Here is a 10,769-nt window from a genome sequence, read left to right as displayed (position 1 = left end):
AAGGGTGGGTTGGGTTGAACTGTTAGCGGTGAGGGAGGGCGGGTGCAAGTTGTTCCATTATTGGTGGATATTTGAATTGAGTCCCTAAACCCGCCCCTACAATTGTGGCTATACCCGCCTCTACAGGACTTCTTTCCGTTTTCCCTCTAGTCAGCCTGTAAAACGTAGATAGAGAGTAAGCAAAAACGATGAATTCTGAAGACCTAGAACTAACGATTGGCTGGCTATACCCGACCCTAATGAGTACCTACGGCGATCGCGGGAATGTGATCTGCCTGCAACAACGCGCTCAATGGCGGGGGATTCGGGTCAATGTCCTACCCCTCGACCAGCAAACCTCGGCTGACCAATTCGATCACGTCGATGTGTTTATGGGGGGTGGTGCCCAAGACAGACAGCAGGAAATTGTGATGCGGGACTTGCGGGGGGCAAAGGCGGATAGGTTGCGGCAGAAACTGGAAACCGGAACCCCTGGCGTGTTTACCTGCGGTTCCCCGCAACTGTTGGGTCACTATTACGAACCCGCTTTAGGTCAACGGATTGAAGGATTAGGACTATTGGATTTTGTCAGTAAGCATCCTGGACCTAATGCCCGTCGCTGCATTGGCAATGTCGTCTTTGAGTTAACCGCCTCTCCCCTCGCCCAAGACTTAGAACAGATGCTGGGACGTAAGCCGATTGTGATTGGCTTTGAAAATCATGGCGGGCGTACCTATTTGGGGAACGTCTCCCCCCTAGGTAAAGTGATGAAAGGCTACGGGAATAACGGCGAGGATGGCATGGAAGGGGCATTTTATCGAAACGCGATCGCAACCTACTCCCATGGTCCACTTTTGCCCAAGAATCCCTTTATCGCCGATTGGCTGATCCAAACCGGATTAAAACAAAAGTACCAAACCCCTATCACTTTGACGCCCCTAGATGATACGTTAGCAAAGCAAGCACGGGCAGCGATGTTAAAACGCCTCTCGCTGACCAACCTGGCTCAAGAACCCGTAAACTGTTGAGATAGGCATTATGCCAATCAATGGCTTAAGTTAGGCTAGAGCCAGCTAAGGCTGGGCTGTCAGTCAAGGGAATGCCATCGTTATCGTAATTCGCTTACGCTTAAGAGAAAATTGCAAGCAGGGATATGACCGGAAAAGTAATTGATAGCAGTACTACAGGGATTCTAATTCTCCTACTCCCGATCGCGTTTGTATTCGTCCTGTTGTTTAAAACGTGGCCCTATCTGCTTGCGCTTTTGGTTGTGATTATTCTGTTGAAAATTTGGCAGCAGTATCGGTGGCTACAATGGAGTAAGCAAGTCAATCCCTTCTTCAATCAACTGATCAAAGACAATCAGGGTTGCTTGACGCCCCTCGACTTGTCCATTAAAGCGAACATCTCTGGAACCGCCGCCCAGCGATACTTGGATAGAAAGGCAGAAGAATTTGGGGCGAAGCGGCGAGACTACGAGGATAAAGGTATCGTCTATTACTTTCTCACGGCTAATGCACTGGGAAGTATCTTTGAAAGCAGTGAACCGCTACCGGAACAAGAGTCTGAATCCTTGACCAACCAAGCCCCAAAGCTGGTTCAATGGCTGATGGAGGATGAAGAGGATGAGACGGAGGAGGAAATAGAAGAGACGTCAGAGTCTGAGACTGAAGGCGAGGACATTAAGGACACAGCCCCATCCCCTAAGGAGACATCATCACCTCAACTCCAGGATAAAGATAAACCAAGTCAGTCTTTGATTCAGGCAGAATTAGCCAAGCGACTTGATGTACATTCGAGTACCATCGGCAAGCGCAAATCTGACCCAGATTTTGCCCAATGGAGTCAAAGTAAAGATCCAGAAGGCGTCGCCTGGGAATATTCACCGAAAACGAGGGAATTTTCGCCTGTGGAGGAGTCTTAGGTCATTTGTCCTTTGTCATTTGTCTTTTGAGTAGTTGAACGAAACCGAAGAATAGGCGATCGCGAACCGACGGTGTACAATATTCGATTTGGGCTTCATACTATACCCTGATTACCATGAAGAGTTTTAAACGCCTACTTGTGTCTACCCTAGCGCTGTTTTCAGTGACTACACTTGAGATGGCTGCAACCGCTAGACCCCTGAACGAATCGGAACAAGAAGTCGAAGCTCAAATTCGAGCCGTGATTGAAGCCCAAGACGAGGAGGGCTATCAACTGGTATTTCCACGAACAGTAGCCAGACTCTCTAGAGGGGCGCAAGCACCGAAGACCGTCTTTTTATCGCCCAGTCGAGAGTACAGTTTTGTTGCTGTTTGCGATAAGAGTTGTGAGGATGTGGATATCATTGTCGAAGATATGCAAGGTAATGTCATCGCATCGGATATGACCGATTATGCCGTCGCTGTTGTTCCTTTTGTTCCTCCAGCCGAGGATAGATATGAGATTAATGTCAAAATGAGTAAATGTTCGTCAAGGAACAGAAGTTGTGATTTTGGTTTAGGTGTCTTTGTTAAGGCAGAGGACTAAGTAGGTGGAGACAATTAAAGGCGGGCGGTGGGACTCGTCTTATGTCATTCGTCTTATGTCATTTGTCATTCGTTCAATCACGTCCTTCGGCTTCAACTAAAAATAGAAAAAAGCATTGAAACTCTTGACCATTGCCCATTGCCCATTGCCCATTGCCGAAAATTATCAGATTTTTGGACACGACTCAAATAGGATTGCTATAGTATGACATAAGACCAATGACCTACCCTCGCAATCTGTAACACACCGCTTTATCAAATTGTACGGGCTCAAAGGCATGATCTAAGTTCACCGTTGTCTCCCCACCACCGAGAAATAAATAGCCATTGGGTTGTAATACCCGCCGTAACCGGGCTAATATTTCTTGCTTTGTCTCGATATCGAAATAGATCAAGACATTTCGCAGGAAAATAATATCAACCTGGGATAAGGGTAAAACCGTTTCGGTTAAATTAATGGGGCGAAACTCCACCATCTGGCGAATGTCGGGTTTAATTGTCCATCCTTGACCCTTGGCTTCAAAGTATTTCTGTCGCAAATTTAAGGGTAAGCCACGATTTATTTCATGGGGATGGTAATATCCGGAACGGGCGCGATTGAGCATTACATCTGAGATATCGCTGGCGATTAATTGCACGTTCCAAGTAGTAAGTTCAGGAAAATGCTCACGCAGCAACATGGCAATACTATAGGGTTCTTGTCCACTGGAACAAGCCGCGCACCAAATGGTTAGATGGCGTTCGGTTTGTCGTTGTTGAATGAGTTCGGGTAATATAACATTTTTTAATGCCTGAAATGGGTTATCGTCTCGAAAGAAAAAGGTTTCAGTGGTCATCATTGCTTCGACAACGGATTGACAAAGCGGATGAAATGGCTTTTGTTGCAGTTGCGCCACTAAACTCTTGACCGAATTTGCCCCAATCTGTTTGGCTAAACCCATTAGACGAGACTCTACCAGGTACTGTTTGTCCTCAGAAAGAACAACACCTGTGCGATCGCGCACCAGTTGGCGAATATAATTAAAGTCTGAATTGGTCATTTGTAGGGAATGGGGAATAGGGAATAGGGAATAGGGAATGGGTAACTCAAAACTTGTTAGGGCGGGTTTAGTTATATCTGGGTGAGGTAAAAAACGATAACTGTCAAACTCGCCCCTACAAACTCGGTTCTTTGTCTGGTATTTCGGTAGAGTTGGATACACGGGTTAAATGAGTAGCGATCGCGGCGTAGGCTTTGCCAATTTTGCTGGCTTTGTTTGTATAGTGAGAAATGGGTAATCCTTCTTGCTGCGATCGATAAACTAAAACCGAATAGGGAACCACAAACACCGCATCTGAACCCTCTTGGAGACTTGACTCAATTTCCTCAGACGGATTTAACTGGCTGGATTTCCGGGATTGACGGGTTTGACTCACTGTTTTATTTAAAACAATTGTCCAGTCTTTAATATTATGCCCTTTATTCTCCACTAAATCACAGCAATAAGCTTTTAAATGATCCAGCGATTCCCAAGAGAAAATCCCCGGATCAATCGGTACAACAACTTGATGAGTTGCTCTCAAACTATTGAAAAGAAACAATCCAGCATCAGAAGGAACATCAATCAAAATATAGTCATAAAACCGCTGTACAGGTTCCAGAATTCGCTGCAATATCCCCGTTTTATCCTTCGTCTCTTGCAACAGCATCGGTGCAACCCCTAGATTTAAGACAGAAGGGGCGATATGAATATTCTCAATATCCGTTTCTAAAATAACCTTAGTAATCGGAACACCACTATACCCCTGACATTGATTTAAAAAAGCATCATACATCGAATAGTGTAACCCTTTACCATCAATCCCCAAGCCTGATGTCGCATTCCCTTGAGGGTCAAAATCCACCACTAAAACTTGATTTCCTACTTTAGCCAAATACCCCGCCACATTCACACAAGTCGTTGTTTTCCCCGTTCCCCCTTTAACATTAGCAAACGCCACAGACTTTCCTTCTTTCTTACCCATCAATCCACCTCAAAAGCATACACATAATCACAGCCCCCCTTCACCTAACCTGGGTTCGTAGTAGGCACGAAGCGTGCCAGAAGTGAAGACAGCACTCACTACAAACTCCAAATTCAGCACCCCCTCATCTAACCCCCTCTGCGCCCCTCTGCGCCAACCTCTGCGCCCCTCTGCGTTGAAAACTCTTAATCCATCACCGTAAAATCAACAACATTATCCACATTCAGAAACAGCAATAATTGATTTTGCAACTTATAAGAACCGCGAATCAACTCTCGCACCTCCCCCCTAAACGTATCAGGAGGACGTTCAAAATCCTGATCACAAACATCCAAAACATCGCCAATTTCATCCACCAACAAACTCACCGTTTCATCAGGAGTTCGGACAATTACATTAATCGGTAACCGATCATCATCCCGTGGCTTTAACTCCAATCGTCGTCGCAAATCAATCGCCGTCACAATTTGTCCCCGTAAATTAATTAAACCCGCCACAACCGGAGGCGCAAGGGGAACTCGTGTCATCTCCTGATGACGTAATATTTCTTGAACATTGTCTACCTCAATCCCAAAAAAAAGATGATCCAGGAAAAAAGTACATAATTGAGTCGTATTTGTCATTCGTCTTCCTCGTTTTGGCGAGAAGCAAGCTACATCATTTGTCATCGGTTCTGGGTGCAGTTAACTTCCCGGCTTTTCCTTAAACTTCAACTAACATTGGCTGAGTTAGGCATAACGACTGATCCACCAGAGAGTTAATATCAATAATTTCAGTAACTTTCCCCTGAATCACCGCTGAACAGAGAATTTCCTTTTGCGGAGACACCCCTTGAATATCAATAACTTGTTCAACAATATCCACCACCTGATCCACCACAAAACCCACTTGTTTTTCTCCCTCCAAAGAGACAACAATGACCGACTGTTTATCCTCGCTGATTTCCGGGCGATCGCACGGCTGAATCCCAGTCAAACCATTACCGAAAACAGCCGATAAATGAATCAGCGGCATGATATGCTGGCGATATTGAATCACCTCTTGATCGCCTAAAGATTCAATGCGATCGCGCGGAAATTCTTCTAGGCGCGATACCTTAGACAGAGGAATAGCCAAACGTCGCTGATTGGCGGCGTAGAAGACTAAAAGCTGCTGGGGAATCGTGGCAGAATTCACCGATTGACTGTCCTCATTCACTAAGGCTTTTTCCTTTTCCGGAGAAGTGATTAGGGTTTTTTGCGCCAAACCTTGGACATCTAAAATCAAAACCACTTTCCCATCCCCCATAATTGTCGCCCCTGCAAAACAAGCTAGGGATTTGAGCGGTTTTCCTAACGGTTTAACCACGATTTCTTGGGTATCGTTAATCGCATCGACAACTAACCCAAAGGGTTTCTCAGTGGCTTGAACAACAACAATATTAATCGTTTGATCCGGTTCGAGGCTGGATTTTTTGGGCTTAGAGTTCGATATCTCCCCTCTACGTCTAGAATCCTGAACTCCGGTATTGTTGTCCAGTTGCAACACCTGATTTAAGTAAACCAAGGGTAATAAATTTCCCCGTAACCGATAAACAGGCATTCCATGAAACCATTCGATCCGCTGTTCAGCTTGATCGCGATCTAAACGGACTAATTCTAAAAGATTCACTTGGGGGATAGCGTAGCGATCGCCACCACTGGTAATAATTAATGTCGGGATAATCGCCAGAGTTAGAGGAATCTTCAGTTTAAACCTTGTCCCTTTCCCTAACTGACTCTCAACATCAATCGTCCCACTAATTTTCTCAATATTTGACCGAACCACATCCATTCCCACACCCCGTCCAGAAATATTGGTTACGGTTTCAGCGGTGGATAAACTGGGTAAAAATATCAGGTGAAGGATTTGTTGTTCGGTCATTTGTAGGGCTTGTGCTGGCGTAATGATTCCCTGTTGTAGCGCCTTTTGTTTCAATTTTTCCGGATCAATTCCTTTGCCATCATCAGATACTTCAATATTCACCTGTCCACTTTCGTGATAGGCGTGGAGTAATAAATGTCCTACTGCCGATTTTCCAGCGGCTGTCCTCACCTCTGGGGGTTCTATCCCATGATCCAGACAATTGCGGACAAGATGGGTGAGAGGATGGGCGATCGCTTCGATTAAGGTTTTGTCTAATTCTGTCTTTTCTCCCTCCATTTCTAATTGCACTTGCTTGTTTAAACTCACCGCCAAATCGCGCACGACACGGGGGAATTTACTCCAAATTGTGCGAATCGGTTGCATCCGGGTTTTCATTACCCCTTCTTGCAATTCGGAAGTAACTAAATTTAATCGTCCCGATGCTGATTTAAACGCATCATCATGTTCAGCATTCACCGCCTGTTGATTAGCAAATTCTAAAATCTGATTGCGACAGAGTACCAATTCTCCCACCAGATTCATTAACTTATCCAGGAGATTCACATCAACACGGATGGCGCTGTTGGTGATGGGTGAGGGGGAATGGGAATGTGATGTCTGGGGATTGGCGGAAGCATTCGGATTGGGATCTGGGTATAAAATGGATAGATCTGGGTGCGAATGTCCCCCTACAGATTCGGATTCGTGATCCTTTACCCTCTCCACATTCTCAGCAGGTAATGCATTTAACTGATTTAATAAAGCCGTGCGATCGCGTGAACTTTCTTCGCCCGTGGTTTCGAGACTCTCAAAGTGATCGCGGATGGCGTCAATTACTTCTAATAACGCATTGGTAATATCCGGTGTTACCGGAATCATCGCTTCCCGTAAACGACTGAGTAAATTTTCTCCCCCATGGGTAATTTCCTGTAATTTCTCTAAACCGAGAAAACCACTGTTTCCTTTGATCGTGTGCAGATGGCGGTATATCCGGTTCATCACCTCTGCATCTGAGGTGCTTCGTTCCAAGGCTACTAAGTCCCCTTCGAGTTGATTCAGGTGTTCGTAGCCTTCCACTAAGAATTCCTTGAGATCCTCATCGATTTCCATTCAACTCTCTCAGGATTGCTGCTGTATGATTGCCAACTTGACTTCATTTATTATATTCTAATTACAAAATTTAGCAAACCTTAACATCTGTAGGAATGTGACACCTGGATTAAACTCTAGCCGCAAAAAATAACCCGTCCCCACGAGTCCAACGGCTTCTTTTTTTATCGGATGAGAGAAAAATAACCATCGGATACCGAGTACAATGCGATCGGCATAAACCATCACCCCTGAACCATGAACTATGACCCCTCACTCATCAACCATCAACCCTGAACTAGAAACCATCACCCAACACTTTAGTATCCTTGACCGGATTCCTGTGGGATTGTGTATTATCCGACAGGATTTTGTCGTCTTATTTTGGAACCATATCTTAGAAAACTGGACAAAACTGCCCAAATCAGAAATCGTTGGCACATCCTTAGCGACACATTTTCCGCAAGTTAATCAACCCCGATATAACATTCGCTTACAGCAAGTCTTCAAGAGTCGCTTACCTGCGGTATTTTCGTCACAACTGCACGGATCTCTGATTAGTAAAGATCAACCGCATACAAAGAAACGAATTCAAGAAACCAGTGTGACGCCAATTCCTGCACTCATCGGCGATGGAGTTTATGCTTTAATTGCGATTCAAGATGTCACCGAACTCACCCAGCGGATTCAAAACTATCAGGATGAACTGCAACGGCGTAAGCAAGTCGAAGCTAAACTAAAACAAGCCAAAGTTGAAGCCGAATCTGCCAACAAAGCTAAAAGTGAATTTGTGGCAACAATGAGCCATGAAATTCGCACACCCATGAATGGTATTATCGGCATGACCGAATTATTATTAGATAGTCGGTTATCTCCGAGTCAACAAAATTTTGTGCATACGATTCGCACCAGTGGCGATGCGTTACTTGCCATTATTAATGATATTCTGGACTTTTCTAAAATTGAAGCCAACCGACTGGAGTTAGAAGCAGAAGCCTTTAATTTAAGAACTTGTATTGAAGACACCTTAGATTTAGTCGCCCCCAAAGCGGCGGAAAAAAAACTTGATATTGCTTATCAATTTGACGCGACAACTCCGACGACAATTCTGGGGGATGTCACACGACTGCGGCAAATTTTGCTAAATTTACTCAGTAATGCGATTAAGTTTACGGAACAAGGAGAAGTCGTTGTTTCTGTTTGTGCCAAGAAATGCCCAGAGAATCGTAGAGACGTGACCGTGGAATGTCTGGACGTTTCCCATCAATACGAAATTCAATTTACAGTGAGAGATACAGGAATTGGGATTCCCCCTGATCGGATGAATCGACTGTTTAAACCCTTTAGCCAAGTGGATAGTTCCACAACCCGGAAATATGGGGGAACGGGGTTAGGATTGGTGATTAGTAAACGTTTAAGTGAAATGATGGGCGGTACGATGTGGGTAGACAGCGAAGTGGGCAAAGGATCTCAATTTTCGTTCACTCTCCAGGCACCATCAATTCCCTCATCAGTCTCTCAACCGTGGGATTTTCCCCAACCTGAGTTAACAGGTTTACGGGTATTAATTGTGGATGACAATGCGACGCATCGCCAAATTCTCACCCTCCAAACTAAGTCTTGGGGAATGGTGGTTCGTTGCGCCAAGTCCGGATTTAAAGCCCTCAAACTCTTGCGTCGTGAACCTAAATTTGATCTGGCAATCCTAGACTACCACATGCCCGATCTGGATGGTGTAGCGCTAGCAGAACGAATTCAGACTTTACCCGAAGGTAGAAATATACCGTTATTAATTTTGAGTTCGGGCGGGAAACCTAGTCGTCATGAATACCAAGGGCGAGTGGAATTTGCTGCCTTTATTTATAAGCCGATTAAACAAGCACAACTGCATCAGGTTTTGCTACAAATTTCGGGTAAACAATCAACGTTGATCAAGCCCACTGTATCACCCCCTCCATTCAATACTGCATGGGGTAAAACCCTACCCTTAAAGATATTGGTGGTAGATGATGTCGAGGTTAATCATCAAGTCGCCTGTGAAATGTTACAACGGTTAGGATATAGCGCCGATATTGCTAATAGTGGACAAGAGGCGCTGATGGCGGTGAATCGTTGTGATTACGATGTGATCTTGATGGATATGCAAATGCCAGGGATGGATGGGTTGGAAACAACTCAGCGGATTCGTCAACAATTCTCTGCGGAAATCAGGGAGAGGAGGAGGTTAACTCAAAACTCGTCAACCCATCCTTGGATTATTGCCATGACAGCGAATGCGATGAAAGGCGATCGCGAAACCTGTATTGAGGCGGGTATGAATGACTATATCAGTAAGCCTGTGCGGGTAAAAGCGTTGGTGCAAGCGTTGCACTATTACGCCCAGGAGAGGGGATGTAGAAAGGATAGTGAGACAACCGATAATTTAACTCAACCTACTTTTGTGGAACAGAAGGGAGATTTTCCGGCAAGGGAAAAACACCTTCCTCAAACGAATTCACCAACGATGAATAGACAGACGCTGACAGAATTAAAGCAACTCATAACTCGTGCGAGTACGCTAATTGCTGAACTTGAAGCCGAGTATCAGCAGGAACCGGATCAGGGGCAAAATTCAAAGCCTCCCTCCTTGCAAGAGAAAGGTTTTCCCGATCGCGCGAAAAATAAGATCGACGTCTCTGGAATCACACCAATTCATGAAAATGGGCAAAACAGCCAATCACAAAGCGCGATCGCATCCACAGTAGCAGAGGTTTCACCCCTTGATCCAGAAACCTTTGAGGAGTTAAAAGACTTAATGGGAGAAGATGCGGAAAACTTTTGGCTAGAAATTGTGCATAAATTCCGTCAAGCTGCACCCCGACACCTGCAAGCGATTCGAGAGGCGGTTACCCAAAAAGACACCACCGCGATTCAAGCCGCCGCCCATAAATTACGGGGTGCTTGTATGACGGTTGGGGCAATACCATTATCTCAATTATGCAGTGAACTCGAACATAGAGGACAAGCAGGAACGACTGAAGGAACCGAGATCATGCTGTCTGGAATCGAGGCAGAATATCAACGGGTAGAAACAGCTTTGTCTTAAAATTAATTATATCCAGAAACCGTAGGGGCGCACCGACGTGCGCCCAATTCAACTTAAGCTCAACCCCTCTCCCCCAGCTTACAGGTGTAGGTTTTTTATTTTATGGTTGGGACAAGACAAGGAGGACAAGGAAGGAAAGTAGACAAGGGGGAAAAACCGTACAAAATTAGGTTCGGTCAAGCTAACTTCTAAAAGCCGAAACGCCCGATTTTTCGTTC

Annotated in this window: 9 protein-coding genes; 4 read left to right on the top strand and 5 right to left on the bottom strand. The window is 45.1% G+C overall.

What is annotated here, in order from left to right:
* The first annotated feature begins 188 nt into the window (after positions 1-188).
* The 3 genes from RIE73_RS23145 to RIE73_RS23135 all read left to right on the top strand — a co-directional run bounded on the left by RIE73_RS23145 (position 189) and on the right by RIE73_RS23135 (position 2,490).
* Positions 189-1,007, top strand: coding sequence for a type 1 glutamine amidotransferase (locus RIE73_RS23145; RefSeq protein ID WP_446403430.1), 819 nt, complete (start codon positions 189-191; stop codon positions 1,005-1,007).
* 125 nt (positions 1,008-1,132) lie between these two features.
* Positions 1,133-1,903, top strand: coding sequence for a hypothetical protein (locus tag RIE73_RS23140; RefSeq protein WP_446403429.1), 771 nt, complete (start codon positions 1,133-1,135; stop codon positions 1,901-1,903).
* Between the two features lie 179 nt (positions 1,904-2,082).
* Positions 2,083-2,490: a hypothetical protein gene (locus RIE73_RS23135; protein WP_446403428.1), complete on the top strand. Its 408-nt coding sequence runs from the start codon at positions 2,083-2,085 to the stop codon at positions 2,488-2,490.
* A gap of 223 nt (positions 2,491-2,713) precedes the next feature.
* On the opposite strand, the gene RIE73_RS23130 is transcribed toward RIE73_RS23135, so the two are convergent.
* The 5 genes from RIE73_RS23130 to RIE73_RS23110 form a co-directional block, all read right to left on the bottom strand.
* A complete protein-coding gene (locus tag RIE73_RS23130) occupies positions 2,714-3,529 on the bottom strand; it encodes a CheR family methyltransferase (protein ID WP_446403427.1) in 816 nt (271 codons plus the stop codon).
* A 115-nt stretch (positions 3,530-3,644) separates the two neighbouring features.
* Complete coding sequence (locus RIE73_RS23125; RefSeq protein ID WP_446403426.1) at positions 3,645-4,493, bottom strand: ParA family protein; 849 nt, start codon at positions 4,491-4,493, stop codon at positions 3,645-3,647.
* A gap of 185 nt (positions 4,494-4,678) precedes the next feature.
* A complete protein-coding gene (locus tag RIE73_RS23120; protein ID WP_446403425.1) occupies positions 4,679-5,116 on the bottom strand; it encodes a chemotaxis protein CheW in 438 nt (145 codons plus the stop codon).
* A gap of 79 nt (positions 5,117-5,195) precedes the next feature.
* Complete coding sequence (locus RIE73_RS23115; RefSeq protein WP_446403424.1) at positions 5,196-7,487, bottom strand: chemotaxis protein CheW; 2,292 nt, start codon at positions 7,485-7,487, stop codon at positions 5,196-5,198.
* Positions 7,488-7,544: 57 nt separating this feature from the next.
* A complete protein-coding gene (locus RIE73_RS23110; RefSeq protein ID WP_446403423.1) occupies positions 7,545-7,712 on the bottom strand; it encodes a hypothetical protein in 168 nt (55 codons plus the stop codon).
* 19 nt (positions 7,713-7,731) lie between these two features.
* Here RIE73_RS23110 and RIE73_RS23105 point away from each other — a divergent pair, with 19 nt between their 5' ends.
* Positions 7,732-10,551, top strand: coding sequence for a response regulator (locus RIE73_RS23105; RefSeq protein WP_446403422.1), 2,820 nt, complete (start codon positions 7,732-7,734; stop codon positions 10,549-10,551).
* Positions 10,552-10,769 lie beyond the last annotated feature (218 nt).

The sequence above is a fragment of the Coleofasciculus sp. C1-SOL-03 genome (assembly GCF_040220555.1).
Classification (GTDB): domain Bacteria; phylum Cyanobacteriota; class Cyanobacteriia; order Cyanobacteriales; family Coleofasciculaceae; genus Coleofasciculus.
This window is presented reverse-complemented; position numbering and strand designations above follow the sequence as displayed.

Bases quoted from the DNA above. Each gene is read 5' to 3' on its own strand.
- RIE73_RS23110 (WP_446403423.1), bottom strand. From the start codon at position 7,712: ATGGTTTATGCCGATCGCATTGTACTCGGTATCCGATGGTTATTTTTC.
- RIE73_RS23115 (WP_446403424.1), bottom strand. From the start codon at position 7,487: ATGGAAATCGATGAGGATCTCAAGGAATTCTTAGTGGAAGGCTACGAA.
- RIE73_RS23120 (WP_446403425.1), bottom strand. From the start codon at position 5,116: ATGACAAATACGACTCAATTATGTACTTTTTTCCTGGATCATCTTTTT.
- RIE73_RS23130 (WP_446403427.1), bottom strand. From the start codon at position 3,529: ATGACCAATTCAGACTTTAATTATATTCGCCAACTGGTGCGCGATCGC.
- RIE73_RS23135 (WP_446403428.1), top strand. From the start codon at position 2,083: ATGGCTGCAACCGCTAGACCCCTGAACGAATCGGAACAAGAAGTCGAA.
- RIE73_RS23105 (WP_446403422.1), top strand. From the start codon at position 7,732: ATGACCCCTCACTCATCAACCATCAACCCTGAACTAGAAACCATCACC.
- RIE73_RS23140 (WP_446403429.1), top strand. From the start codon at position 1,133: ATGACCGGAAAAGTAATTGATAGCAGTACTACAGGGATTCTAATTCTC.
- RIE73_RS23125 (WP_446403426.1), bottom strand. From the start codon at position 4,493: ATGGGTAAGAAAGAAGGAAAGTCTGTGGCGTTTGCTAATGTTAAAGGG.
- RIE73_RS23145 (WP_446403430.1), top strand. From the start codon at position 189: ATGAATTCTGAAGACCTAGAACTAACGATTGGCTGGCTATACCCGACC.